Origin of the sequence: Nocardia ninae NBRC 108245 (assembly GCF_007990755.1) — a bacterium.
Taxonomy (GTDB): Bacteria; Actinomycetota; Actinomycetes; order Mycobacteriales; family Mycobacteriaceae; genus Nocardia; species Nocardia ninae.
This window is the reverse complement of the sequence record NZ_BJXA01000052.1, coordinates 38,808-64,060: the sequence shown is the minus strand read 5'-3', so window position 1 is coordinate 64,060 and position 25,253 is coordinate 38,808. Positions and strand designations below refer to the sequence as shown.

Below are 25,253 nucleotides of genomic sequence, written 5' to 3'. Positions count from 1 at the left end.
GGTAGCCGCGCGGGCGGCGCGCAGCGCCGCTCTTGATCCTCAATGGCGGAATTCGGCAACAACCGTCGTACGAGTGGTTCGCTGAAACGCCATCCCTCGCAGGAGACCGACTCGCGGGCAGGCTTCGCGAAGATGCCGATAGTAAGTCGTCCGGTGTAATAGTGTCGCTTGCTAGCGCGATAACAGGCTACTAGGTGCGACGGGTGATGGACGATAACAGGAGGGGGTATACGACGGTGACGATGATCAGATCATTCGCTATAGAGGGCTTGGCTGGGCGGAGAGGTACAGTCGAACACGAATTGAACGACGATGTGAATATTTTTTGGGGTCCAAATGGTTGTGGCAAGACTACGATGCTGCGTATCCTGCACGGTGCACTTGGAAATAAGATTCAGGGACTTCGTACGGTCGAATTCAAGGCTGCGCACGTCGAATTTTCCGTTCGATCTGGAAGTAGAGAATTTACCAGATCGATCACAAAAGAGGTGATTGATAATTACAACCCTACAGCTGAGTCCTTCTATGATGAGGAGCTGCGAGAGGTAGTACATATCTCCCGATCCGAGAATTTGTGGACTACGTCACCGAAGACTAGTCGTGGAGCCCTGGCAGGGTTTAGGCATACTTGGTTGCCGATTACTAGAATTGTAGATACGGCTCGGGAGAAGCCTCGTGGCGTCTGGCAGCCCGGTAGGTCAATTGATGAACCGGAAGACGATTTCGCCGATGCAATCGAGGATCGTTGGAAGAGTTGGAGATTTTCGGCCAATCGGCAGATTACACAGGCTCAAGATCAGGCGCTTACTGAAGTTTTAGAGGTTGCAATTCGAGGGGTTCGCAAGAGGGATAAGACGATCAAACCGCCGGATGCGGCTCAAGCTTACGAGTTGGTGAGTAACTTCTTTGAATCGAGAAAAGGCACCAGCAGTAGGCTTTTTAAAAGTTTCGACGAATTTTCGGAGAAGTATTCCGAAGGTACTATTCTTCCGGATATAGTGCGGCGCTTGCAAGAGGTTGAGGAGAGAATAGGTGAGATCGTCGCTCCTCAAATCAGGCTCGAGGACATGATCCTTGAGCTCTACTCCAAAGGGCGAAAAGTTAAATTCGAAGGTGAGTCGATATCGATCGATATTGGTGGCCGTGATGTTCCACTTGGTCGGCTTTCCAGCGGTGAACGTCAACTGATGTTTGTCTTGTTGGAATGTCTTAGGACTGGCCAGAATTCGATTCTGGTCGATGAGCCTGAGTTATCGATGCATGTCGCATGGCAGAATCGGCTGATAGAATGCATGCGAACTGTAAACCCCGCTGCGCAAATTATCGCGGCTACTCACTCTCCGGAAATCATGGCAAACCAGGAGGATAGGTGTGTAGTCGAGCTTTAGTGCGTCCTTCGTGGTCGTTAGCAGCCTATCGACGCAAGATTCAAACTAGCCCCTACGCATTGCATATATTAGTAGAAGGCAAACAGTATGACGGCGGCTATTATGGTCGGATTGCGGAGGCGAGCGCCATAGTTGCGTCTGGTGGCTATGAAGTCACCAGAGTGGACACGATATATACAGCAGGTGGCAAGGCGGGTGTTATAGGCGTATTTGAGAGCCTCAGGCGTTCGGGCAATCTTGTGCAACACACCAGTCGTGGAAAACGAGTCGCGGTATTTATGCTGGATAGTGACGTGCGAACCGTCGTAGCCGAAGGTGCAAAGAGAAATCCGCACGTCTTTTATACTTCCGGCTATGATATTGAATCCGACATTCTCGTCAATGGTGACGGCGTCGCGGCGCTTTCGGCAGCCGTTGGGATATCGCCGCGCAGCGCCCGCGCTCTTGCTTCTGCCCTAGGAGCTTGGTATGAGGATGCGGCGACGCACTGGAAGGAGTGGATCATCCTGTGCTGTCTCGCGAAGCGTCTCCGCGTTGGATGTGATGCCAGCTTTTCGAGAGCTGCCGTTAAGCCGTCTGATCTCGCCAATATCCCGGTAGTTCGAAGTAATCTGCAGGCACGTGCTGGATTAAGTTCGTCTGAGTTTGCTTCTTTGGAGCGAACGATCCGTAGGCGAGTGGAATCAGCGTTGAAGCGGCGATCTGGTTACACGCTCGTTAAAGGAAAATGGCTTCCGGCTTATCTTGAGGCGAGGATTTCCAGTCACTACTCGAAGTCTTCATGTCCTGATTTGAACAATTTCAAGATAAAGATTGTTAGCTGCTATTTGGCGACGCTAAACGGCTCTGAGTCGTGGGCGCTGAGATATCGCAGTTCTTGGGAATATCTCGTGACTTAGCTCGGATAGGAAATTATGCCAAAAGGATCTTTGGCTGCGCGGATGGGTTCGGCACACCGTGGGTCCGGCCTGCACCTGCGATACGACCGGCTCATCAGCGCGCGGCCGAAGATCGACAACCAGGCCCCGACAGAGCTGGATAGCCGGGAGAATCGTCTGCATGACTGGGCTGACGCTGACGCTGACGACTGAGCGACGCACGGAACTGGCTGCACTGTTGGAGGACCCGCAGCGGCTCCGGCTGGAGTATCCGAAGGTCGCGGAGTACCTCGACACAGCTCCGATGCTGCCGGGGACCGAGGACGCCGCAGCCGATGCGGCGTTCGATCTGCGGCTTGTGCACTACATGACCGGTGGTGTCTCCGACTCGGGAAATCCGTACTGGGACATCGTTGCGCCGTCGGTGGGCGACGACAACGGACGCCGGGTTGTCAACGGCGGCCGGCAGAACGGCAGTGCGCGGTTGGCGTTCGCTCAAACGATTCTCCAAGCGGTGTACGCCTATGCGGTGCCCTCGCCGGAGTCGATCGAGTGGATAGCACAGTTCAGCGGTGGCCAGCACGTGCTGGAGCTTGGTGCGGGACGTGGGTACTGGGCTGCGCAGCTTGCCACGCGGGGTGTGGATGTAGCTGCGTTCGATGCGGAGCCGCCGAACAGCACCGCGAACGTGTCATTCCCTGGCGCGGCGGGCCAGCTCGACGTGTGGCACGCAGTCGGGGGGTTGGATGAGTTCGACGCAGCACTCAAAGGGAATTGCGTGCTGTTTCTCTGCTGGCCTCCGGGATGGGGAAACCCGATGGCCTCCCAGGCTTTGGCTGCGTTCGAAGCGCGGGGAGGTCAGCGGCTGGTTTACATCGGCGAGCCGAAGGGTGGCAAAACCGGCGACGATGCGTTCTTCGATCGGCTGTCCGAACACTGGTCACTGGAAACTGCTGATACACAACATGTCTCGTGGTGGAATCTCGCCGACGTAGCTCAAGGCTGGGTGCGCTCCGCCGGATAGATAGACACGAAATGCCCGGCCGCAATGAGCGACCGGGCATTCCAGGTCAAGCCTCTACTCAGGGCTGCGGATCGAGCGTCATCCGGAAGACGAACGAGTCGTAGCGGTCCTTCGGGTATGACACGTCGGCGATCATCAGGACACGGTCGTCCGTCGTGAGGAATCGTTGGTGGACAGCTTTGACCAAGTCTCCCGGTGTCACAGCAAGCCATTCGGCGTGAGCGGGGACCGGGGGCCGGTCGGCCATAGTCTCTTCAAGGATGTTGGCCGTGGCCACGTCCGAGCCTGGCGGCTGATAACTGTCGGAAATTGAGATCGGTCGGCCGCTTTCCGATGCCTTGGTGACAACGTGGGTTACCTCGCTGCCTGGGACAACACCGAGCAATGCCGCGAGGTCATCGTCGGCACGAATTGTTGCCGTCCGACGCTCGATCTGGACGTCGTCGGCGCCAGCTGCCGACTCGTTCCCGAATGTCACCTCGGGGTCTTCCATCTGCCGTTCCGGCGAAACGCGCACGAGCGTTGGACGGGTAGCGACGAACGTTCCGCGTCGTTCGACCGTATACACCAGCCCTTGCCGTAGCAGCAGGTCGACCACTCTGCGAATCACGATCTCGGATACGCCGTGATGCTTCGCAAGCTCGGAGTAACTCCTTAGCTGAGTTCCTGCTGGTAGCACGCCACTTCGGATATCACGCGCAATCTCTCCTGCGATGGAGACGTACGCAGGCTCAGCCATAGCTGGGTCCTTTCGAGTCACTAGCTCGTTCCTGACAATCATGTTCAGTATACGCAGCTGCGTATACGCAAATGCCCAAAGTACGCCGTGGCTCGCCGCGACTCGTCAAGTCCTCTGACATGTCTGTGTATACGCAACACTTGTGCGTATACGCAGTCTGTGTATACGCTGTTGTGCATACACAGACCGGCATACGCCGGTAGAGGCAACCAACAAGGAGTCACGATGGCGATCCAGAGGGGTCACAAGTTCCGTATCGAGTCCGACGAGGCGTTCCCGCAGAAGCTGATCTTGCTGGGCAGCATCACGCAGAAGATGAAGTACAACCCGGACCCTCGGGCGTTGCCGGAGCCGGTGTTCGACATCGACCGGGAGGGGCAGGGGACTGGCCTGCCGGTGTGGGTGGCTTCGGTGACTGACCCGCATGAGGGTGCTGAGGGCAGGGCGGCGCGTGCGTCGTTCCAGATTGAGTTCGTGGCGTCGCATCAGCCGGTTCCGGTGACCGATGAGATCGTGCCGGGCACCGGCATGCGGATGATCGAGCTGGAGGGGTTGACCGCTGAGCCGACCGTGGTTCGGCAGGGGTCGGGGGATAAGAACTTCTCCTACGTCGCCTACCGGTTCCGTGCGAGCGGGATCAAGGGCGATACCTCCGGTGCCAAGCAGGCCCCGAACGATCCGGGTGCGTCCCGGCCCGCCAGTTCGAAGGCTGCGGCCTGATGCCCGAGTGGTGGGCAGACCCGGAGATGGTCACGCAGGTATCTGCGGCGGTCGTGGAGGTGTTGGCTCGTCCGGACACCCAAAGTGTCGGGCTGTGCGCATCGTTGGTGTGGTTCGAGCCTGAACTTAGCGCGGTCAACTGGCCGTCGCACGGCAAGGCGGCGTGATGAGGGCGGCGGGCCAGGTGGCGGGGAAGCGTTGGGCGCGCTGGTCCGCCGTGGTCATCACCGTAATTATCGGGGTAGCCGCGTTCGTCGTGAGCTTCGCTGCGTTGCGTGATCTGGCGATTCTTGCCAACACTCCGAAGCGGTGGGCGTGGCTGTTCCCGGTGATCATCGACGGCACCATCATTCAGGCCACCATTTCGGCCTTGGTGCTGCCCGAGCGTCGCTGGTTTTCCTGGGTGCTGGGTATCGGTGCCCTGGTCTCGATCGCAGGCAACTCACTGCATGCGGTCGCGGCCGGACAGGTACTGCCCTGGTGGGCCTCGGCGCTGGTCGCTGCGATCGCCCCGGTTTCACTGCTCGTGGATACCCATGGTCTGGCGTTGCTGTTCCGTGCGACCCAACCCGGCCCAGCTGTTGCGGTCGATCCGGTAGGCACGCCGGCCGATCCGGTCGCGGAACTGTCCGCAGATCCGTTGCCGGAACCGGTTTCCGAGCCGGTTGCGCCTTCCCCTGTTGAGCCCCTGCCTGCGCCTGCGCCGGTTGCTCGGGTTCGTCCTGCACCGAAACCGGTGCGTTCTATTCGTCCCGTGCGGCCGGTGCAAGAAGCACTGCCGATCACGGTCTCCTGAGACGGAGTCTCTGATGTCTTTCCTCACTGCTACAACCCATTTCGAGTTCGAGCGTGTCTTCTACAGCCCTGCCTGGGTGAAGCGGTTCGATGACGGTTCCGAGTTGACGTTGACTGCGCGGGTGTCGGTGGATTTCACCGATATTCGGATGTCGCTGGTCATCGAAGAGGCTCGTGCGTTGTCGGCGCAGTTGCTGACCGCGTTGGCCGAACACGATGCCGCGACCCGCGTCGATCTGGTGAAGGCGGCGGCGTGATGTCCACGATGACCAACCGTGTTGTCCACCCGCCGTTTCTGGTGGCTGTGCTCGGTGTTCCTGCGGTCGCGGTCATGGCAACAGCGGTGCTGCTCACCGTGGACCGTTCCCCGGCCCCGGTCGCCTATCTCACCACTACCCGCGCTGATGGATGCGAGATGTTCTGCGCAGACACCAGCGTCCGTGCTGATGGGTGCGTGATGTTCTGCGAGGACGTGCCGAAAGCATCGTTCCGCGACGCCAACTGCCCCGATGGGCCGCCACTGATCAATTTCACGCCGTGGAAATGCGCGCCCACCGATACGCCCAAGCCGAAGGGGACCAAGTGATGACTACTCCGATCATGGGTGAGTTGCGAAACGTGAAATACGTTGCGGCATCACCGTTTCAACCGGTCGAGTCGGCGGCGCGGATGTCGTTCCTTGTCGGCGGCACCGAAATCCGGCTGAGCCTCGAAGATGCCCGCCTGCTGACACAGGTGGTGCCGAACGTGCTCGCTGAGCATTCGGTATCGCTGTCGTTCGAGCCGCTGCGGGGGTGGGTGTGATGTCGGCGAGCCAGATGGTCCAGGCCCAGAACTACTGGGTCTCGGGTGACCCGTCGTGCCGGGTGTCGTTCCAGATCTTCGGTACTCGGGTCAACGGCTACGGCTCCACCGCTGTCCGGTACGTGCCCGAGGGCGAGTACGAGGGGCTGGTGTGGTTGACCCTGGGAGGTCATCACACGGGCGGGCTGATGCCGCTGCTGATCATGAGCGTGGATGCGGCGGCGGAACTGTCGGAGTTGCTGGCGGCTGCGGTGATCGATGGCCGCATCGCGCAAGGCGTTGCGCTGCAACCAATTCCGCACCGTGACATCACTTGCGAATCGTGCCAGTGCCCCGACTGCGACGACGAACTCGTCGCGCTGCTCGAGGCCGAGGCAGACGCTGCGGGAGGGCAGTGAGATGGCACTGACTGAACTGATACCTGCTGGTGGCGCGGCCCTGGGCGTGGTCCTGGGTGCCGGTGGGCTGATGTGGATGCGTTCACGCGGTACCGGTGTCCGCCCGCAGACCGTGGCCGGTATAGCCGCGGTTGCGCCGGCCGAATTGCGTACCGCCGTCTCGATCCTGGCGGACCCGCCGCAAACCAACATGATGCTGGCCGCGCTGGATCTGGGTTCGCCCGACTCCGGGTTCCCGTACGTCGAGTGCTGGGACTACGACGCCCACGGCCTCTACGCCGATGTGCTGATGCTGGGCGGGCAGAAGTTCAAGGACTGGAACAACGAGGACGTTCGCGCCCAGTTCGCTACCTACCTGGGGGTTGCCGAGGTGACAGTGTCGTCACCCGCGCCGAGCTGGGTCCGTCTTCAGGTGAGGGTGTACGACACTCTCGCTGCTCCGGCAACGACGCCGGTCGCGGTCGCCGATGATGTCGACCTGGAGGCGGTCCCGGTCGGGATCACCGAAGACGGCGAAGTCTGGACCATCCCGGTACAGGGCCGTCACATCCTGATGGGCGGACGGACCGGGTCGGGCAAGTCCGGTGTCCTGCAAGCCCTTATCCACGCTCTCGCTCCGGCTATCGCCTCGGGTCGGGTGGACCTGCGGGTGATCGACCCCAAGGGCGGCATGGAGCTGGGATTCCTGGAGCCGCTGTGTACCCGCTTCGAGTGCACCATGCCGGAATCGATGATCGGGATGCTGGAAGAGACCGTGACCGATATGCAGGAGGCGGCACGGAAGTACCGGGGCAAGACCCGCAAACCCGTTCCGACACCGGAGAACCCGCTCACGATCATCATCATCGATGAGGCCGCGACGTTGTCGGCGTTCAGCGATCAGAAGTTGCGGGCACGCTTCGAGCGGGCTCATGGGCTGCTGCTGTCCCAGGGGCGGGCACCGTTGTTCTCGGTCATCGAAACCGTCATAGACCCGTCGAAAGAGACTGTCCCGCAACGACAGCTGTTCCCTTACCGGATCGGCCTCGGCATGGACGAGCCGACCCAGGTCGCCATGATCCACGGTGCCTCGGCACGGGATCGGGGTTCACGCTGCGACGAGATCCCCGCCACCACTCCAGGTGTCTGCTATGTCCAAGAAGACGGCAAAACCGGGGTCACCCGTGTCCGGGCCTACCTGGTCACCGATGAGGACATCGACGCCATCGTGGCCGCCTACGCCCCGAACAAGGTCGCTACCGCCCCACAGGGCGATTACAGCGACTTCGACCCCGATGACCTCGGCGACGAGGACGGGGAGGTGGCGGCATGAAACGAGGGTTCGTGACCGAAACTCACGTCGTCATCTACTGCGACATGTGCGGTGACGTCTACACCGAAAACACCGGCGAGTCGATCTGTTTCGACTCCACCCAACAGGCCGTGGACTACATCCAAACCCGCTGCGCCGGTGTCGGCTGGGTCTATGACGGTGACCGGATCTGGTGCGACGGCTGCATGGCCGCTGATCACTGCGACCGCAACGGCCACCAATTCCCCGCTACCTGGCAGGCCACCAAACGCCTGTTCGGCATCTCCACTCGTTCCCGCAGCTGCATCGTGTGCGGCATCCCTGAAATCGAGGCCCTGCCATGACAATCCGCCACCTGCATCCCGCCGACGGTTTCGGCCGTGACGACGTCGACGCCGCGATCCATATCCGTTCGGCCCGCCGCTGCCACCTCGAACGCCGCGGCTTGGACTCGGTCGCCATCGCGGTGCGCCTGCTCGCCGAGACCGGTGAGGTCCCTGGCTGGGATGACGGAATCGACCAGGACATCGACAGCGACGATGACGGTGGTTGGGGATGGGCGGCATGAGGACCGAACTCCGATACTGCGGCGATCCCGAGTGCGAAGACTGCGGCTCTTGCAAGCCCAGTGACGGCGACCCGGCCTGATGAGTGCCCGCAAACCCGTGCAGTGGGGCGTACTGATCGGCCAGATGGTGCGCCCCTTGCCCAAAGCCCGCAACGTCACCGACGCGGTCCTCTACGCCTGCCACCTCGAAACCGCCAAGCGGGTCAAAAGCTCTGTGGTGTACCGGGATTCGGACACCGAGTCCTGGCGGAAATGGATTGATGAAACTCCGGTGCCGACACAGCTGGCGCTGGATCTGTACTACAAGGAGGCCCAGTGATGGCCGCGAAAACCATTGACACGCATAAAGAACCGGCCGAGGCGGTCCTGGAAGCCCTCGTAAAGCTGGTGTGGCTGACCCTCAAGGCGGCCGTGGTGGTGCTGTGGTGGTCGGTGTTGTTCCCGATGGTCTCGATCCCGGTCGTCGGTGCCCTCGCCGCCGGCCTTTTCATCGGGTGGCCGTGGGCGGTCGTGGTGGTCGGGGTGTCCATCGCGGGGATGGTGCTCTGGCGTGCGAAGCATCCGGAGACCTTCGAGCGGTGGCTTACCGGCCGCGCACGCGCCCGGTTCCTGCGCTGGTGGCGTTACCGGCTGCGCTGGGACAAGCGCCTGGAGTCTTGCAAGCTCACCGTGAGGGTTGACGGGTCGACGTTCGTTCCGCGGCTGCTGATGGCCGAGATCGGCGACTGCATGGACTGGGTTCGGGTGAAGATGCTGCCCGGTCAATGCCCCGCCGACTACGAGAACCGTGTCGAGCGCCTGGCCCACACCTTCGAGGCCCCGGAATGCCGGGCGAACATCGTCGGCCCCGGCGTAGTCGAGCTGGTGTTCCGCTACACCGATTCCCTCGCCGACCCCGTCGATCTGCCCCGTATCGACTCCCGTTTCCGGAAGGACGCTGCCTGATGAACCAGGACACCGAAGCACCCAAGACGGGAGGGACCGCGGCTGCACGCCGCGCCCTACCCAACCTCTACGAGATCGCCCAAGCCGCTGCTGAGCAGTACCAGGTGTGCAAACGCCCCATTGCCATGCGGATCGAGGACCCGAAGACCGGCACCATCACCTACGAGGGTTCCCCGTGTAAGTCCACGATCGAATCGGTGTGCCCGGCCTGCGCCAAGGCCAACCGGCTGCTGCGGATCGCCCAGTGTCGGGAGGGCTGGCACGCTGAGTCCGAACCCATCGCCCCGGCCTCCGATCCGACCGACGAGCAAATCGGATTACTCACCCAGCGTGCCGATTTCGTGGCCCAGTACCGGCAAGCCATGAAAGACAACGATCTTGAGCTCGCCGACGAAACTCGCCAGCTCGTCATCGAACTGGATGAGCAACTACGGGATACCGGCCTGCGTGGTCGCCTCCCGGCCCTGGACGTCACCGGCAAGCACCGGCGTCGACGCTCCACCCGTCGCCGTCAAGACGTGCCGGACCTGCCGAGGAAGAAGGTCACCAAACGTACTGTCGGCGCTCCGATCGGCGGTCACCTGTCCTCGATGTTCGTCACCTTGACCATGGACAGCTACGGCAAAATCCACGCCGACGGCGCGGTCAACGACAAAGGTGAACCGTGCTCGGATGGCTCCCCGGTCGACCCCGACCACTATGACTATCCCCGCGCCGCACGTGACATCGTGTTCTTCTCCCGGGCGGTCGACCGCTGGATTCAGAACTTGCGCCGTGCGGTCGGTTACGACGTGCAGTACTTCGCCACCGTGGAACCACAGCGCCGTGGTGCCCCGCACCTGCACATCCTGATCCGTGGTGCGATCTCGCGGGAAATCCTGAAGCAGGTGACCGCGGCTACCTACCACCAGGTGTGGTGGCCTCGCTTCGATGCCGAGGACCAGGTGTACGGCGGCCAGCACATGCCGGTGTGGGACCACAAGAAGGCCACCTTCGTTGATCCCGACACCGGCAAGGCGCTGAAGTACTGGGACGACGCGCTGGACACCCTCGACAGCGTCGTTGACCTCGAGCCAGCGCATACGGTGCGGTTCGGGAAGCAAATGGACCGCAAGCAGATCACCGGTATCGCCGCCGGGACCGAAAAGGCCGGCCGGACCATCGGCTACGTCACCAAATACCTGGTCAAGTCCATCGCCGAAATCGTTGAACCACAGTCGGACCGAGCCGCTGAGCACTACGACCGGTTACACGCGCAGTTGCAGCACACCCCGTGCTCGCCGCGCTGCGCGGTCTGGCTCAAATACGGCATCGTCCCCCAGGGCGCCAGCGACAAGACCGTGCCCGGTCGCTGCCGGGGCAAAGCACACCGCCGAGACACCCTCGGCCTGCCCGGCCGCCGAGTCCTGGTCTCCCGCAAGTGGTCCGGCAAGACCCTGCCCGACCACAAGCAAGACCGTGTCGAATTTGTTCGGCAACTGCTCGCCGACGCCGGAATCCCCAAACCCGACACCAGTCATCTGCGGGTCACCCCGGTCGAACCCGGCGACAAGTCCCGGCCCTTGCGGGAGTACCTGATCATGGGCGCGATCGCCAAACGCACCACCTGGCGCGCGGAACTCCTCAAAGCCCAGCTCGCCGCTGGTCCACCGGAGCCTCCAGAAACTTCGGCAACTCAGCAAGCAGCAGCGTAGGGGAGGGCAGAGCAATGGATGTCGCACCGGGATACGTGGACGTGGAAGGCGCGGCGGTGTACCTGGACGTCAAGCCGCGGTTCATTCGTCGGCTGGTCGCTGAACGGCGGGTGGTGTTCTACAAGGTCGGCGGGCATCTGCGGTTCAAGGTCGCTGATCTCGATGCCTATGCCGATGCGGGCAAGGTCGTGCCGATTGAGGTCCGCTGGAGCGGTGGAAAGGTGGTGGCCTGATGGGGCGTCGACGTTTCGGCAGTGTGCGCAAGCTGGCCTCGGGCCGGTATCAGGCGTCGTTCATCGGGCCGAACGGGCAGCGGCAGAACGCACCGAATACGTTCCGCAACAAGACCGATGCGGATCGGTGGCTGGTCAAGGTCGAGGCCGACATCAGTCGGGGTACGTGGCTGGATGAGCAGCTCGGCTTGCAGCGGTTCCAGGATTACGCCCTGGCTTACTTGCGTGATAATCCTGATGTCGGACGCCGGTGGGAGGAGACGTGCAAACGGAATATGCGCCTGCACATGGCCGAGCTACTGGATAAGCCCCTCATCGCGATCACGCCGCCGGTGGTGCGTGCCTGGCATGCGAAGGTGATGGCCGGCACCGGTGGCCGTACCTCGATCGCTCAGTCCTATCGGTTCTTGCGCACGGTCATGAACTGCGCCAAGAACGATCAGGCAATCGCGGTGAACCCGTGCCAGATCAAAGGTGCAGGCACCGACCGCGCGAAGGAACGTCCCATCGCCTCACCATCGGAAGTCGTTGACTTGGTCGACAACATCACCCCCCGCTACCGGGCGGCCGTGCTGCTGGCTGCCTGGTGCGGACTCCGGCGAGGTGAGGTGATCGGCCTGGCGGTGATCGATCTGGATCTCAAGGCGAACGAGGTACGGGTGCGTCGTAACCGGGTAGAGCTGCTCGAATCCAACGAAGCCTTCGACAAGGACCCCAAGACCGACGCGGGTAAACGGCCGGTGTCGATCCCACCGCACCTGCGACCGTACTTGGAAGCACACCTCGACAAATGGGCCGGTGATACCTGGTTGTTCGTTGGCCAAGATGGGGAGCGGATGCGCGGAAACGCTATCTACCAAGCGTTCGTGCGTGCCCGGAAACGCGCTGGGGTACACGTGACCTTCCACGACCTGCGCCATACCGGCCAGACCTTGGCAGCGAGCACGGGCGCGACTCTGGCGGACCTCAAGAAGCGGTTGGGGCATGCCTCGACCAACGCCGCGCTGCGGTACATGCACGCGGTCGACGGCCGCGACAAGGAGGTCGCAAACCAGCTGAGCGAGCTTGCGGCTCGGGGAAGCGCGGTGCAGCTGCCGCGCACGATCGTCGTGAAGCACTGACGGAGATAACGCACATGGGTTGCGCGCATTCGCATTTCAGGGCTCTGACCTGCGCGTATGTGCCCGCCTCACACGCGGAAGGTCGCTGGTTCGAAACCAGCTGGGACCACATACAAGAACCCCTGACCTGCACGACAAGGTCGGGGGATCTTTCGTTTCGCATGCCTGCAGCCCGGACTGTGTCCAAAACTGTATCCACGGCGCGAAAAGAACGTTCGCCGCACGACACCTACCGCTCGAGTGCGCGGGTGTCTGCGGCCGTACCACCAAACCCAGCCAGTAGCTGATCGGGTGCCATCTTTGGCCGCCACCTAGGCATCCCCAAACTGCCGAAGCGCTGACACAGCCGTCCCATCCAGACCGTGTCCGGCAACGAAGACGTATCGACGCCCGCTGCTGATCACGGCAAGTTGGCCGTCGGATGACCCATCGGCCTGCTCGGTCGATGTCGACGGAGCAAGGGAGAACTCGATAGTGCTCGAGAAACGCCTGCCTGCCGCGATCGCCCTCGCGGCGGCCCTGGTTTTCGGTGCTGCGACGAGCCAGGTCCTGGCCGACCCCGATGATGACCCTGTGCCCTCCGACCCTGCTGACGCGAAGTACATGGAGAAGATCAAGTACTGCGTCGAGATCCTGGAAGACGATTCTTCCAGGACAGGACAGCATGGCGATTCCTTGGCCCACTGCTTGGATCGTGAGTTCAGCCGCCTGAAGCCGGAGTAAATCTAGCCGGGACGTGGCGGAGCCCCCACCCGGAAGGGGACCGGAGGTCCTGAACCGCTAGGTCAGAGACCGAGCTTCACTGCGACCCAGTCGGCTGCGGCCTGTCGAGCATCGGCGGCTACCTGTGCGCGTGGCCTCGGTTCCGCGCGGCGGTTTAGATGTCCTCTACCTTGCCCGGCAGAGTGCGATGGGAAGCCCCCTCCTGCGGCGTCACGAACACCCGCGATGGTCGCCTCGCGATCGACGGACTGTAGGGCGATATTCCGACCAGTTCCGGCGATGGGCGTACAAGCGGCGGGAGAATCCGGGATCATCGGTGGGGCAACGTATTCCGAGGGCGGGGGATCCCATGTCGGGGACTTTGAAGGATGTTACGGGCGCGTCGTTCGAGCGGGAGATCGAGAGATCTGAGCGGCCGGTGTTGGTTTTGTTTTGGGCGGCGTGGGATGGGTGGGCTGAGTATCAGGCGGTGTTGGGGGAGGTGGTTGCGGGGTATAGGGGCAAGGTTGATGGCTGTCGGATCAATGCTGATGAGCATGCTGATACTGCGGCCAAGTGTGGGGTTCGGGCGCTTCCGACGCTGGTGCTGTTCGATCGGGGAGTGTGGGTGGCGCAGAAGCCGGGCGTACGGACCAAGGAGCAGTTGATCGCGTTCATCGATCAGCATCTCTGAGTCTGGCTGGTAGCGAGACTAAGCAACGGTCGGGTACGCGAAACCTGTTCGGAGTACGGCGGATTCGGGAACGGACGGCGAACTCCTTGTTAAGATTCGCCGTGTGCAGCGCGCGCGGGGGATTTCACACGTCCGCGGTGGCTGTGCGTCGTATCGCTGAGGGAATCACGTGATGATCGTTGTTCGGAGTGTCGCGGAAGTGCGGCAGGCCTTGGCGGAGCCCCGTGGTCGGGGGGAGAGCATCGGGTACGTGCCCACCATGGGGGCGCTGCATGACGGGCATCTTGCGCTCGTTCGGGCGGCCAGGGCGCGTGATGGCGTGGTGGTGGCTTCGGTGTTTGTCAATCCGTTGCAGTTCGGGCCGGATGAGGATTTCGATTCGTATCCGCGGGATGAGGACCGGGATCTGGCGCTCTGCGAGAAGGCGGAGGCGGATATTGCGTGGCTGCCGGCGGCGGATGAGTTGTTCCCGCCGGGTTTTGGGCTGACGGTCGCGGTGCCCCGCTTGTCGTCCCTGTTGTGTGGGGTTGGTAGGCCGACTCACTTCGCCGGCGTTACCACCGAGATGTCGAAGATCCTGCTTCTGCTCGCGCCGACGGCGGTGTACCTGGGGGAGAAGGACTTTCAGCAGCTGGTGGTGATGCGTGCGGTTATTCGCGATCTGGGGTTGCCGATCGAGGTGCGGTCGGTACCCACGGTGCGAGAGCCGGACGGGCTGGCCCTGTCGTCCAGGAACGCTTACCTCAGTACCGCCGAACGGCGCACGGCCGCCTCGCTGTTCCGGATCTTGACGGAGCTCACCGAGAAGTTGCGGGCGGAACCGGGCTCGGTCGCCGAGATGCTCGGCGAGGGTCGGCGGGCACTGATCGAGGCGGGCATGGACCGCGTCGAATACTTGGAGCTGGTCGATGGGGAGACCCTGGACCCGGTCCGTGGCGTCACCAAAAGCAACCGCCTAGTCGCGGCCGTCTGGCTCGGAAGTACCCGCCTGATCGACAACACGGAGATTTGACCGACGGCGTACTCGGCGCTGAAGTACGGATGCACATGGGGCGCGGAGGGCGACGAATGGACATGATGACGGAGCTGCTGGACGCCGTATCGGCCGAGGTGGCTGCGCACCGACTACCGGGCGCGGTGGTCGCGGTGACCGACCGCGGGTCGCTGGTGGACCTGCGGGCCGTCGGAGACCTCGACCCGAACAGCGGGCTACCGATGCGCGAGGACGCCATCTTCCGGATCTACTCCATGACGAAGGTGCTGACCGCGCTGGCGACGTTGACGATGGTGGCCGAAGACCGCCTGCGGCTGACGGACCCGGTCGCCGAGTGGCTGCCCTGCTTCACCGATATCCGGGTCGAGGAAGCCGGCACCCTGCGACCGCCGCGGCGGCCGCTGATACTCGCTGACCTGATGCGGCAGACCGCGGGCATCGGCGGCGGTCGGCACACCTCAGCGAACGTCATGCCCTACTACGAGCAAGCTCAGTTGCAGAAGTACGAACACCGGACCGAGACACCGACCCTCGACCAGGTGGTCCGGAAAATAGCGACGCTGCCCCTTTCCGCCGATCCCGGGGCCAGGTGGGAATACGGCGTTGCCATGGATGTCCTCGGGCGCATTCTCGAACTGGTGGACAACCGTCCGCTCGATGAGATCGTCGAGCACCGAGTCTGTCGCCCGCTCGGGTTGCGCGACACCGGCTTTCATGTCCGGCCGACGGATCTGCACCGCGCCGCCCAACCATTCGCAGGAATACCCTCGACCCCCGAAGGCCTTGTGACACACCGAGAAAGACCTGCGTGGCTATCGGCCGGTTCGGGCGCCTATTCCACTGCCGTCGACTTCACAAAGCTGCTGTGCGCGATCGCCCCCGACCGCGACGGTCGACTGTTCATCCCTGCTCTGGGTCCCCTCACCGGGGAACTTTTCATCGATCAGATCGGACAGCTGGCAGGTAGCGGCCCCGACTACATCCCGGGCAAGGGCTACGGCTTCTCCTACGGCCTCCATGTGCCGAGCAGTGATCCGAATTGGACAGCGCCGCAGGCGAACACCGTGGGATGGCTGGGCCGTGCCGCTAGCTCGTTCGTCCTCAACATTGCCTCCGGCGTAGGGGCGGTCCTGATGACCCATTGCTACGGACGAGCGGTCTACTACCGGGATCAGGTCCGCTCGATCGTGGCGAGCCACCAGGCCGCACCATGGACGTAGCCGACGAGCCGGTTGTCCTGGTAGACGACCTGCGCAAGACTTACGGCTCGGTCGTCGCCCTGGACGGAGTAAGCCTGTCCGTCGGCCGCGGCGAAATCTTCGGACTGTTGGGCCGCAACGGCGCCGGAAAGTCCACCGCGCTCGACATCACCTGCGGCCTCGTCAAACCGACCGCCGGACGAGTAGAGGTATTCGGCACCGACGTGCGCAGGCACGGCCGCCGCCTACGCAGACGCATCGGCTATGTCCCCCAAGACAACACGGTGTATCTGGCGATGACGGTATGGCAGAACCTGCGTTTCGCCGCGATCGTCCGCGGCATGCCCCGCCCCACCGCGCACCGCAGGGCCGCCGAGGTGATGGAGCGGCTCGGCCTCAGCCGGATAGCGGACCGGGGCGGTGCGCAACTCTCGGGTGGCGAGCGCCGCCGGCTGTCGATCGGCATGGGCATCGTGCATTCGCCCCCGCTGATGGTCCTGGACGAACCGAGCACCGGCGTCGACATCGACTCCCGCCAAGCCATTCACAACGTCCTCAGAGAACTGCGTGGCGAAGGCTCGACGATCCTCTACACCACCCACCACCTGGAGGAAGCCGAAATCCTCTGCGACCGAATCGGTGTGCTCGATGAGGGCACACTCATCGTCACGACCGACGTGAAAAGCTTTGTGGCGGAATACGCCAGCCCGTACTGCGAGATCATCAGCGAGCAGGCGGCGGCCGTGACGACCCTGTTGCACGACGTGCTACCCGACACCGCGATAACGGTGCACGGCAGGCGAATCCGGGTGGCGGCGCAACAACCGGAGATCCTGCCGACCCTCGTCCGAGTGCTCGACGAGAGCAATCTGCCCGTCAAAGATGTTCGCTCGGTGCCTGTTTCGCTGGAGAACGCCTTCTTGCAGATCATCGAGCAGCGGCCGAGAACGGCGGCGCGATGACGATCACCTGGGCCTTCGTCCGTAAAGAACTGGCTACTTGGCGCCAGGACCCCACCCTGTTCGTCTTCCTCTTCGCCGCACCACTGTTGATGCAGGCCCTGCTCAGCGATGCCTTCTCCGGCATCATCGGCGGCACCGGGGCCAACCAGACCGTCCCCGGCTTCACGGTGATGTTCGGCTTCTACGTGATGATGTTCATGGGCACGTCCCACTACCGCGAACACGCATCCGGTGCTTGGAGTCTGGTCAAGGCCAGCGGCCTGTCCAGGGCAACGATGGCGATCCAACTCGCCATCCCGTATTTCGTGCTCTCCTCGGCGCAGATGGCGCTGTTGATCCTCACCGGCTGGTGGCTTTTCGGCGCGACGATCAACGGCTCACTACTCGCCCTGGCCGTCCTCATCCTGACCATCGCCTGGGCCGCCATCGCCCTCGGTCTGGTACTGATCTCGCTCACCCGGAACGTGTCCGCCATGCAAAACCTTTGCCAGCTCGTCGTTCTCGGCATGGGCGCGGTGGGCGGCGCTGTCGTGCCGGTCCGGCTGATGCCCGCCTGGGACCGCCCACTCGCCCCGCTGACCCCGCAGTACTGGGCGGTGGACGGCATGCAGCAGGTGCTCGCGCAACGCGGGGGATTGGTGAGCATCGGCCCCAACCTGCTCGTGCTCGCCGGCTGGGCCTGCGTCCTATCGATCATCGCGACCTTCGCGTTCGATCCGGGCAGCCAGCGTCGCGTCGCTATTCGCTGACAGCGGGAAACCGCCGCAGTGCCGTAATCGAAAGGTGTGCAACACAATGGGAGATTCCGCGACAGCAAAAGGCCGGGTCATCCAGTCGTGGTCGAGGCAGGGCGGGGACCCGCCGCCGCGGATCGTCGGCGGCGACGGGTGCCGGTTCTTCGACGCCGCCGGACGGTCCTACCTCGACTTCGGCTCCCAGCTCGTCAACGCGAATTTGGGGCACAGCCGCACGGAGGTCCAGGAGGCGGTCCAGAAACAGGTGGCCACCATGGCCACGCTCGGCCGCCCGTGGGATGTCGAGATCGTCGGCGAGCTGGCCGACCGCCTCGCCGAGGTCACGCCGGGTGACCTCAACTCGTTCTTCTTCGCGTGCAGCGGAACCGAGGTGAACGAGGCCGCGATCCGGCTGGCGCGCGCGTACACCGGCCGGAGCAAGGTCATCGCCCGTTACCGCTCGTACCACGGCAGCACGGCGGGCGCCCTCACGCTGACCGGTGAGCCGCGCCGTTGGGTGGGGGAGCCCGGCATGCCCGGCGTCGTCCGCATGCTCGACCCGTACACCTATCGTTGTCCCGCAGGCCATCCCACGCCCTGCCCGGTGTGCTCGGGCGCACCGCACCTCAGGGAACTGCTCCAGTACGAAGGGGCCGAGAACGTGGCAGCGGTGATCCTCGAGCCGGTCACCGGGATCAACGGCGTGATCGTCCCGCCCGACGGTTATCTGCAAGCGATCCGCGACGTGTGCACCGAGCACGGGATCCTGCTGATCTTCGATGAGGTGATGACCGGCTTCGGCCGCACCGGAAGCTGGTTCGCCTGCGACCGGTGGGGCGTCGTGCCCGACATCATCACCTGCGCAAAGGGTTTGACCGCCGGTTACGTACCGCTGGCGGCCGCCGCCGTGAGCGACCGGCTGTCGAGCTGGTTGCAGGACTCGGTGTTTCCGTATGGGTTGACCCACAGCGCCCATCCCGTCGGCTGCGCGGCCGCCGTCGCCGTGCTGGGCGTCTACCAGAAGGAGCGGCTCGTCGAACGCGCGGAGCGGCTCGGCCCGCTCATCGAGAAAGAGCTGCGCGCCTTGGCCGAACGGCACCCTTCGATCGGGGACATTCGCGGCAGCGGCTGCTTCTGGGGAATCGAACTGGTCACCGACCGTGCGAGCAAACAACCGCTCGTCCCGTTCAACCCGGATGCCGCTGCCGCCGAGCCGATGACGAGGCTGACCGCCGCGGCCTTCCGCAAGGGCTTGTATTTGCTCACCCACTGGAACATCATCCTGGTGTGCCCGCCGCTGATCATCGAGGAAGCGGAGATCCGAGAAGGAATGGCGCTGTTGGACGAAACCTTGTGCATCGCCGATGAATACGTCGTCAGCAACGGATAAGTGGCATCCATGACAGGCAAGATATCGATCTGCGAGCTCATCGCGAAAACAGCGGCGGAGCGGCCGCACGACTGCGCCGTCAAGGTTCGCGGCTTCAGCGCCAGCGAGGAGATCACCTGGAGTGCGCTCGTGTCGAAAACACACGAGCGAGCAGAGGAGTTCAGCCAGAACGGTTTACGCGCGGCCGACGTCGCCGCGGTCGCACTGCCGACCGGGATCGGTCACGTCATAGCAACGCTGGCGCTGTGGGAAGTCGGCGCCGCCGTGCTCCCGGTGGACCACCGATGGTCGGACACCATGAAGTCGAACATCGTCGACCGATATCCACGAGGGTGGGTAGTCGAAGGCAGCGGCTTGGTATCTTATCACCCACGGGCAGAAGGAATCTCGGAACTGGCAGACGGCCTGCCGAGATCGATATCGCTCTCCGGCGGAACAACCGGTGACCCGAAGCTCGTCATCAGAAACCGCCCGTGGGCGTACGACGAAAAAGGCCCGCTCAGTAGCAAAGAACGCGAGCGGGGCATGGCATACGGCCAAACCCAGCTCGTCGGACTGCCGCTCTACCACGCGGGTTTCGGCGCCCTGTACCACGGACTCGCGCTGGGGCACCGCATCATCATCCCGGGTAATGCCTCCCCGAAGCTGTTCCTGGAGCTGCTCGAATCCGAAGAGGTGGAGGTCTTGAGGACCGTGCCCGCGCAAATGGCCACGCTCAGCCGAGCGAGCGGCATGGACAGTCACTGGTTCTCCTCGCTGCGCCTGGTCGTGCACACCGCGGCGAGGTGCCCGGACACGGTGAAACGCCGCTGGCTCGAGCTGATCGACCCGACCAAGGTGTACGAGGAATACGGCAGCGTCGAACGGATCGGCGTCCTCAGCATCCGCGGCGACGAGTGGCTCGAACATCCCGGATCCGTCGGGCGTCCGTTGCATTGCTCTGTCCGGATCTTGGACGAGTTCCACCGGGAAGTCCCTGCCGGAACCACCGGCGAGCTGTTCATGACCGATGAGAACGCCGGGCAACCCCGATACCTCGGCAGCGGCCCGAAATTGTCTGAGGTAGATGGACATTTCAGCGTCGGCGATCTGGCGTGGATGGACGACGAAGGCTACGTGACACTGGTGGGCCGCAAGGACGACGCCATCAACGTGGGCGGCATAAAGGTCTTCCCCCGCGACATCGAATGGGTCCTGGAACGCCACGACAAGGTACGCGACGTTCGCGTCCGCGCGATGCCCGATCCGGATCTCGGCGAGGTGGTCCATGCCGAGGTCAGCCTGCACGGCGGCGACCCAGCGCAGATCTCGGCCGAGCTGTTGCGCAACTGCCGCGATGAACTGACCAGAGCCCAGACACCGCGAGCGATCGAGATCGTGGACGATGTGCGCAGGACAGCATCGGGCAAGCTGCGGCGAAAGGACTGACGTGGAACGGATATGGTCCGTCGTCGGCCGGGTGTGCGGCAGCGGCTACACCGAGCCCTCCGCGAACTTCTACGAACTGGGCGGCGACTCACTCCTGGCCGGCGAGCTGATGTCCGCGCTCCGTGCCGAATTCGGCGTCACCGTCCCGATGAACCTCCTGTTCGAGGCGCCCGACATGGGCACCTTCGTCAAGGACGCGCTCGTGCTGACTCAACGCGGCGGCTCGTAGCGACCGTCTACGGCGGTCCAGCCGCCATCGACACATAGCATCGAGCCGGTGACGAAGCTGGCCGCGTCGGACGCCAAAAATGCCACCGCTCCGGCGATTTCACTCGGCTGTGCCCACCGGCCCAGCGCGCTCTTGGACGCATACGCCTGCTGCCACTCCGGCACCGCGAAGATCGGATCGGTCAGCGGCGTCCGCACCACCCCGGGCGCGACCGCGTTCACCCGCACCCCGGCCGGACCGAATTCCGCAGCGGCCCCACGGATCAGCTGCACCAGCGCCGCCTTCGACGCCGCGTAAACGGCCTGCCCCGGTTCCACGGTGAGCGCCCTGATCGACGACATGCCCACGATCGAACCACCCCCTCGGGCGACCATGCCCTTCCCGAACGCCCGAATCATGTGGAAGGCGGCACGTAGATTCAGGTCCAAGACGGCGTCGAATTCCTCTGTCGCATAGTCGAACAGGCGCTTACGGACATTCCGGCCCGTGGTGAAGACGAACACGTCCAGCTCGGCCAGCGCACCGGCGGCCGCCTCGACGGCAGCAGCATCCCGCGCATCCAACTGCACAGCGGTGGCAGGACGACCGGCCGCCGTCGCGGTTTCCTGTGCCCGCGCGAGATCGAGATCCGCACACACCACTTCCGCGCCGAGGGCCGCGAGAGCGAGCGCGGATTCGCGACCGATACCGCTACCCGCGCCGACGACGAGGGCACGTTTCCCGTCGAGTCGAAACAGCGATCGATAGTCGACAGGAACAGTGGCTTCGGGCTCCGCGGTCATCGGTTCGGTCCTAACTTGTTCATCACAGACTGTCGCCGTGTGTGGCGAGGGGGTTACAGCGGGTAGGGCAGCGTGACCGTCTTGACGGTGCTCATCTCCCGAATCGAATAGGACAGCCCTTCACGCCCGAGCCCGCTGGACTTCACGCCGCCGAACGGAATGTGCGGCGAATCGAAATGCGGTCCCGCATTGAGGTTTACGGCACCGACCCGCAGTGCCGCGGCGATCTCGGAGAACTCGGCCACGTCGGAGGTGACCACCCCCGCCTGCAACCCGTACCGGGTCCCGTTGGACACCTCGATCGCTTCCGCCGTGTCGGCCACCCTGATCACCGGCGCTACCGGACCGAACGTCTCCTCGACCACCAATTCGGCGTCGGCGGGCACATGATCGAGGACAGCTGGGGTAATCAGCGAGTCACGCCGATCGCCTCCGTACAGCAGCTTCGCATTCGCCGCGACCGCGTCCGCGATGCGGCGTTCCACGAGGATCGCGGCTTCGGCACTGATGAGCGGCCCGACATCGGTCGCCGGATCGAGAGGGTCCCCCACCCGTTTACGGCGGGCCGCCTCGACCAGTCCAGCAACCAGATCGTCGGCGATCGCACCCACAGCGATCACCCGCTTGATGCCCCGGCAGGATTGCCCGGCCGTGGCGAACGCACCTTGGCCAGCCAAATCCACGGCCAGCCCGAGATCGGCATCGGGCAGGACGATCAAGGGATCATTGCCGCCCAGTTCCAGCAACAGTTTCTTGCCCGCAGCAACTCTGGCCACTTCCCGTCCGGTGCGCACCGATCCGGTGAAGGTCACCATGTCGATGTCCGGATGACCGGCCAGCGCCGGACCGATCATGCCCGGCTCGCCGGTGGTGACGACGAGATGTTCGGGCGGCAAGCCCGCTTCCACAAGGATTTCAGCGAAGGCCAGCGCGGTAAGTGGTGTCTTCTCCGAGGGTTTCAGCACGACGGCGCACCCGGCGGCCACCGCGGGCGCCACCTTCACGACCACCTGGTTGAGCGGCCGATTGAACGGCGTGATCGCCGCGACCACCCCGACCGGTTCGAAGATGGTGAGCGCCAACCGATCATGGCCCGGCACCGGAATGCTTTCGCCACGCAACCGCTCAGCCTCGGTCGCCGCGACGACGAGATTGGTTGCGGCGCGCTCGGTTTCCTTACGAGTCTCGGCAATGCAGACGCCGGATTCCTGGGAGATGAGTTCGGCCAGGGCCCCGGATCTTTCGCGGATGAGGTGTGCCGCCCCACTCAGGACCGCCGCCCGCCGATCCGGTCGCATCGGTCGCCAGGCGGCTCGGAGCTCCCGCACCGCCTCGTCCATCTGGGCAACGCTGTCGCGCGCGACCGAGCCGACGCTCTCTCCGCTCCAGGGGTTACGCACGGTGCTCTGGTCGGTAGCGGGTTGCAGTGCGCCGTTACGAAACATGATCGTGCCTTTCGGAGATCTCACCGGATGCTGTCACGAAAGCCCTGAACCGCCTTGCTACTTCAGCCGGACCGACCGCAGGCCTGCCGAGCTCCGCGATCGAGCCGGGGCGAATCATCAAGTAGACGAACGTCGGTCCTGGCTCGACCTGTGCGACCTTGATGGCGTCGGTGAATTCGGCCAGGTCGGCGCAGTCGTACACGCGTGCGTAGCCGCAGGCCCGCGCTACGGCGGGAAAGTCGACCTGGGCAGCCAGACTCTGCTGCCCACCCGTCGAATCGTGAACCCCGTTGTCCAGCAAGACATGAATGAGGTTCGGCCCGGCATGCGCACCAACCGTTGCCAGCGTGCCCAACCGCATGAGTGCCGCCCCGTCACCGTCGATCACCACCACCGGTCGGCGGGTGTGCCGTGCTACGCCGAGCCCGACCGCGCTGGCCGACCCCATCGCGCCCACCAGGTAGAAGTGCTGCGGTCGGTCCGCCAGCGTGTAGAGCTCACGGCTGGTTTTACCGGTGGTGGACACCACGGCTGCCGTATCACCAACGGACCCGACCAGGCACTCCAACGCCGCCATACGGGTAGGTGCCTCGCGAGCCTTGGGGGAGCTGGTGACCGTCGGCGCCACCGGCGCAGCCAGCGGCGGCTCCGCGAGCTGCTGGGCAGCGAGCACACCGTCCCGAAGCACGAACGCGAAAGGCTGTTGCGCGCGGTCCATTTCGGCCCAGCCGCTATCCAGGCAAGCATCGAGCTCGGCGGCATCGGACGGCAGCACCGCATGCCCGACCCGCATCAGCTCCAACAGCTCTGGCGTTATCGCCCCCATCAGCTCGTGTTGCGGCTCGTCCGGACACCCCGGTTCCCCGCGCCAGCTGATGAGCAACGGAACCGGAATGCGGCTGGGATGGGTCAGCGACGTCAGCGGGTTGACCATATTGCCGAGCCCCGAGTTCTGGGCCATCACACACGCTGTCGCACCCGCCAGCCAACACCCCGCGGCGATCGCGACCGCCTCACCCTCCTGTGTCACCGGCAAATACCCCGCGGCCACCCCGGACGCCGCTCTGTTGATCACCGGCGTCAAATAAGAGCACGGCACACCGGCGACATCGACCACGCCGCGGGCGATGAGCCCACCGAGCAGCTCGTCGGCGTCGATCACGAATCCACCCACTTCTTGGCAAGTTCGATGTAGTGCTCCTCATCGGTTTCCAGGTCCTGATAACCCATGAGGGCGAACACTTCTCCCAGCGCGGCGATGGTCGGCTCCACGGCCGCCGCGCCGTCGAGCCGCAACGACCGGCAGACCTGCCGCATCGCGACCACCGTGGCCCGCATCGCCTGATTCGCCCAAATCACTGCCGCGATACCGAGTTCGGCGTATCGCTCCTGCGGTGTCTCGTGATAGGTGGTCGGCGCGATCACCATCGGCAGCCGATTACCCCATTCCGTGGTGAACTCGGCGATCTCGTCGATGGTTCGCTGCCGCGAGTGGATGAAGATGGCGTCGGCACCGGCTTCGCGATACGCCTCGGCCCGCCGGAGCGCCTCGGCCAATCCGGCACCGGCGATCAACGCCTCGGTGCGGGCCACCAGCACGAACTGGGCGTCGACCTTGTCCCGGCAGGCCGCGATCTTGGTGCACATCTCGCCGATCGGCGCCAACGGGTGGCTGTCACCGAAATAGGAGTTCATCTTCGGAAAGACCTTGTCCTCCATGCATATTCCCGCCGCGCCGATCTGCTCGGCCCGCGCCGCGACCCGTCGCGCGGTATTGAAATTGCCGTAGCCGGTGTCGGCGTCGACGAGCACGGGGATGGCACCGGACTCGACCACCCTGGCGGCGAGAGCCAGCAGTTCGCCCCAGGACACCTCGTCGCTGTCCCGAGCGCCCAGCACGGTCGACATGCACAGCCCGGACGCCCATATCCCGGCGAACCCGGCCTCGGCGGCGATGCGGGCGCTGAGGCCGTCGTGCGCTCCCATCAGGAAGGACGGCGCGGGGTCGGCAAGCAGCCTGCGCAACCGCACTCCGGCGGCACCCCCGGCCGACGATGGGTGAAGGGGGAGGTTCTCTCTCACGGGTACTGCCTCTC

The 25,253-nt window shown here is 63.9% G+C and carries 31 protein-coding genes and 1 tRNA gene; 27 read left to right on the top strand and 5 right to left on the bottom strand.

Going from position 1 to position 25,253, the window contains the following annotated elements:
* Window positions 1-302 precede the first annotated feature (302 nt).
* The 3 genes from NN4_RS29845 (at window position 303) to NN4_RS29835 (ending at window position 3,290) form a co-directional block, all read left to right on the top strand.
* Window positions 303-1,388, top strand: a complete 1,086-nt coding sequence (locus NN4_RS29845) for an AAA family ATPase (RefSeq protein ID WP_186818697.1) — start codon at window positions 303-305, stop codon at window positions 1,386-1,388.
* The gene (locus tag NN4_RS29840; RefSeq protein WP_147138528.1) at window positions 1,370-2,287 is read left to right on the top strand and encodes a hypothetical protein; all 918 of its coding nucleotides are present in this window, start codon (window positions 1,370-1,372) and stop codon (window positions 2,285-2,287) included. Before NN4_RS29845 ends, NN4_RS29840 begins: the two co-directional genes overlap by 19 nt.
* A 160-nt stretch (window positions 2,288-2,447) precedes the next feature.
* On the top strand, window positions 2,448-3,290 hold the full coding sequence (locus NN4_RS29835; protein WP_147138526.1) for a class I SAM-dependent methyltransferase: 843 nt from the start codon (window positions 2,448-2,450) through the stop codon (window positions 3,288-3,290).
* 58 nt (window positions 3,291-3,348) lie between these two features.
* On the opposite strand, the gene NN4_RS29830 is transcribed toward NN4_RS29835, so the two are convergent.
* The gene (locus NN4_RS29830; protein ID WP_147138524.1) at window positions 3,349-4,029 is read right to left on the bottom strand and encodes a GntR family transcriptional regulator; all 681 of its coding nucleotides are present in this window, start codon (window positions 4,027-4,029) and stop codon (window positions 3,349-3,351) included.
* 225 nt (window positions 4,030-4,254) lie between these two features.
* On the opposite strand from NN4_RS29830, the gene NN4_RS29825 reads away from it, so the two are divergent.
* The 24 genes from NN4_RS29825 to NN4_RS29715 all read left to right on the top strand — a co-directional run bounded on the left by NN4_RS29825 (window position 4,255) and on the right by NN4_RS29715 (window position 20,930).
* Window positions 4,255-4,749, top strand: coding sequence for a hypothetical protein (locus tag NN4_RS29825; RefSeq protein WP_147138522.1), 495 nt, complete (start codon window positions 4,255-4,257; stop codon window positions 4,747-4,749).
* 184 nt (window positions 4,750-4,933) lie between these two features.
* Window positions 4,934-5,545 (top strand): DUF2637 domain-containing protein, encoded by a 612-nt coding sequence (locus NN4_RS29820; RefSeq protein WP_246181158.1) that lies wholly within the window; start codon window positions 4,934-4,936, stop codon window positions 5,543-5,545.
* A gap of 13 nt (window positions 5,546-5,558) precedes the next feature.
* A complete protein-coding gene (locus tag NN4_RS29815) occupies window positions 5,559-5,801 on the top strand; it encodes a hypothetical protein (protein ID WP_147138518.1) in 243 nt (80 codons plus the stop codon).
* An 8-nt stretch (window positions 5,802-5,809) separates the two neighbouring features.
* Window positions 5,810-6,130: a hypothetical protein gene (locus tag NN4_RS29810; RefSeq protein ID WP_222595195.1), complete on the top strand. Its 321-nt coding sequence runs from the start codon at window positions 5,810-5,812 to the stop codon at window positions 6,128-6,130.
* Entirely contained in the window at window positions 6,130-6,348 is a 219-nt protein-coding gene (locus tag NN4_RS29805; RefSeq protein WP_147138514.1) for a hypothetical protein, read from the top strand. Before NN4_RS29810 ends, NN4_RS29805 begins: the two co-directional genes overlap by 1 nt.
* Complete coding sequence (locus tag NN4_RS29800; RefSeq protein ID WP_147138512.1) at window positions 6,348-6,746, top strand: hypothetical protein; 399 nt, start codon at window positions 6,348-6,350, stop codon at window positions 6,744-6,746. The genes NN4_RS29805 and NN4_RS29800 overlap by 1 nt, the downstream gene beginning before the upstream one ends.
* 1 nt (window position 6,747) lies before the next feature.
* Window positions 6,748-8,058: an FtsK/SpoIIIE domain-containing protein gene (locus NN4_RS29795; protein WP_147138510.1), complete on the top strand. Its 1,311-nt coding sequence runs from the start codon at window positions 6,748-6,750 to the stop codon at window positions 8,056-8,058.
* Between the two features lie 11 nt (window positions 8,059-8,069).
* On the top strand, window positions 8,070-8,381 hold the full coding sequence (locus NN4_RS29790; protein WP_147138508.1) for a hypothetical protein: 312 nt from the start codon (window positions 8,070-8,072) through the stop codon (window positions 8,379-8,381).
* A complete protein-coding gene (locus NN4_RS29785; RefSeq protein ID WP_147138506.1) occupies window positions 8,378-8,605 on the top strand; it encodes a hypothetical protein in 228 nt (75 codons plus the stop codon). Before NN4_RS29790 ends, NN4_RS29785 begins: the two co-directional genes overlap by 4 nt.
* Before the next feature lie 79 nt (window positions 8,606-8,684).
* Window positions 8,685-8,924: a hypothetical protein gene (locus tag NN4_RS29780; RefSeq protein ID WP_147138504.1), complete on the top strand. Its 240-nt coding sequence runs from the start codon at window positions 8,685-8,687 to the stop codon at window positions 8,922-8,924.
* Entirely contained in the window at window positions 8,924-9,550 is a 627-nt protein-coding gene (locus NN4_RS29775; protein ID WP_147138502.1) for a hypothetical protein, read from the top strand. The genes NN4_RS29780 and NN4_RS29775 overlap by 1 nt, the downstream gene beginning before the upstream one ends.
* The gene (locus tag NN4_RS29770; protein WP_147138500.1) at window positions 9,550-11,244 is read left to right on the top strand and encodes a replication initiator; all 1,695 of its coding nucleotides are present in this window, start codon (window positions 9,550-9,552) and stop codon (window positions 11,242-11,244) included. The genes NN4_RS29775 and NN4_RS29770 overlap by 1 nt, the downstream gene beginning before the upstream one ends.
* Before the next feature lie 14 nt (window positions 11,245-11,258).
* Window positions 11,259-11,477, top strand: a complete 219-nt coding sequence (locus NN4_RS29765) for a helix-turn-helix domain-containing protein (RefSeq protein WP_186818696.1) — start codon at window positions 11,259-11,261, stop codon at window positions 11,475-11,477.
* Window positions 11,477-12,598 (top strand): site-specific integrase, encoded by a 1,122-nt coding sequence (locus tag NN4_RS29760; protein WP_147138499.1) that lies wholly within the window; start codon window positions 11,477-11,479, stop codon window positions 12,596-12,598. Before NN4_RS29765 ends, NN4_RS29760 begins: the two co-directional genes overlap by 1 nt.
* A 5-nt stretch (window positions 12,599-12,603) precedes the next feature.
* Window positions 12,604-12,707 (top strand) — tRNA-Val (locus tag NN4_RS45250).
* A gap of 365 nt (window positions 12,708-13,072) precedes the next feature.
* Entirely contained in the window at window positions 13,073-13,321 is a 249-nt protein-coding gene (locus tag NN4_RS29755; protein WP_147138497.1) for a hypothetical protein, read from the top strand.
* A 349-nt stretch (window positions 13,322-13,670) separates the two neighbouring features.
* Entirely contained in the window at window positions 13,671-13,994 is a 324-nt protein-coding gene (locus NN4_RS29750) for a thioredoxin family protein (RefSeq protein WP_186818695.1), read from the top strand.
* Between the two features lie 172 nt (window positions 13,995-14,166).
* Window positions 14,167-15,006 (top strand): pantoate--beta-alanine ligase, encoded by an 840-nt coding sequence (gene panC / locus NN4_RS29745; RefSeq protein WP_147138491.1) that lies wholly within the window; start codon window positions 14,167-14,169, stop codon window positions 15,004-15,006.
* 56 nt (window positions 15,007-15,062) lie between these two features.
* Window positions 15,063-16,208, top strand: coding sequence for a serine hydrolase domain-containing protein (locus NN4_RS29740; RefSeq protein WP_186818694.1), 1,146 nt, complete (start codon window positions 15,063-15,065; stop codon window positions 16,206-16,208).
* Window positions 16,199-17,149, top strand: a complete 951-nt coding sequence (locus tag NN4_RS29735) for an ABC transporter ATP-binding protein (protein ID WP_147138488.1) — start codon at window positions 16,199-16,201, stop codon at window positions 17,147-17,149. Before NN4_RS29740 ends, NN4_RS29735 begins: the two co-directional genes overlap by 10 nt.
* Complete coding sequence (locus NN4_RS29730; protein ID WP_147138486.1) at window positions 17,146-17,898, top strand: ABC transporter permease; 753 nt, start codon at window positions 17,146-17,148, stop codon at window positions 17,896-17,898. Before NN4_RS29735 ends, NN4_RS29730 begins: the two co-directional genes overlap by 4 nt.
* A 46-nt stretch (window positions 17,899-17,944) precedes the next feature.
* Window positions 17,945-19,273 (top strand): aminotransferase class III-fold pyridoxal phosphate-dependent enzyme, encoded by a 1,329-nt coding sequence (locus NN4_RS29725; protein ID WP_147138484.1) that lies wholly within the window; start codon window positions 17,945-17,947, stop codon window positions 19,271-19,273.
* A 9-nt stretch (window positions 19,274-19,282) separates the two neighbouring features.
* The gene (locus NN4_RS29720) at window positions 19,283-20,701 is read left to right on the top strand and encodes a class I adenylate-forming enzyme family protein (RefSeq protein WP_147138482.1); all 1,419 of its coding nucleotides are present in this window, start codon (window positions 19,283-19,285) and stop codon (window positions 20,699-20,701) included.
* A 1-nt stretch (window position 20,702) separates the two neighbouring features.
* Window positions 20,703-20,930: an acyl carrier protein gene (locus tag NN4_RS29715; protein ID WP_186818693.1), complete on the top strand. Its 228-nt coding sequence runs from the start codon at window positions 20,703-20,705 to the stop codon at window positions 20,928-20,930.
* On the opposite strand, the gene NN4_RS29710 is transcribed toward NN4_RS29715, so the two are convergent.
* From NN4_RS29710 to NN4_RS29695, 4 genes are read right to left on the bottom strand one after another with little or no spacing between them, the layout of a single operon-like run.
* Complete coding sequence (locus NN4_RS29710) at window positions 20,912-21,712, bottom strand: SDR family NAD(P)-dependent oxidoreductase (protein ID WP_147138477.1); 801 nt, start codon at window positions 21,710-21,712, stop codon at window positions 20,912-20,914. The two genes, NN4_RS29715 and NN4_RS29710, sit on opposite strands and share 19 nt — an antisense overlap.
* A 53-nt stretch (window positions 21,713-21,765) precedes the next feature.
* Window positions 21,766-23,157: an aldehyde dehydrogenase family protein gene (locus NN4_RS29705; RefSeq protein ID WP_147138474.1), complete on the bottom strand. Its 1,392-nt coding sequence runs from the start codon at window positions 23,155-23,157 to the stop codon at window positions 21,766-21,768.
* Window positions 23,147-24,319, bottom strand: a complete 1,173-nt coding sequence (gene aepY, locus NN4_RS29700) for a phosphonopyruvate decarboxylase (protein WP_147138472.1) — start codon at window positions 24,317-24,319, stop codon at window positions 23,147-23,149. Before aepY ends, NN4_RS29705 begins: the two co-directional genes overlap by 11 nt.
* On the bottom strand, window positions 24,316-25,239 hold the full coding sequence (locus NN4_RS29695; RefSeq protein WP_246181156.1) for an isocitrate lyase/phosphoenolpyruvate mutase family protein: 924 nt from the start codon (window positions 25,237-25,239) through the stop codon (window positions 24,316-24,318). The genes aepY and NN4_RS29695 overlap by 4 nt, the downstream gene beginning before the upstream one ends.
* Window positions 25,240-25,253 lie beyond the last annotated feature (14 nt).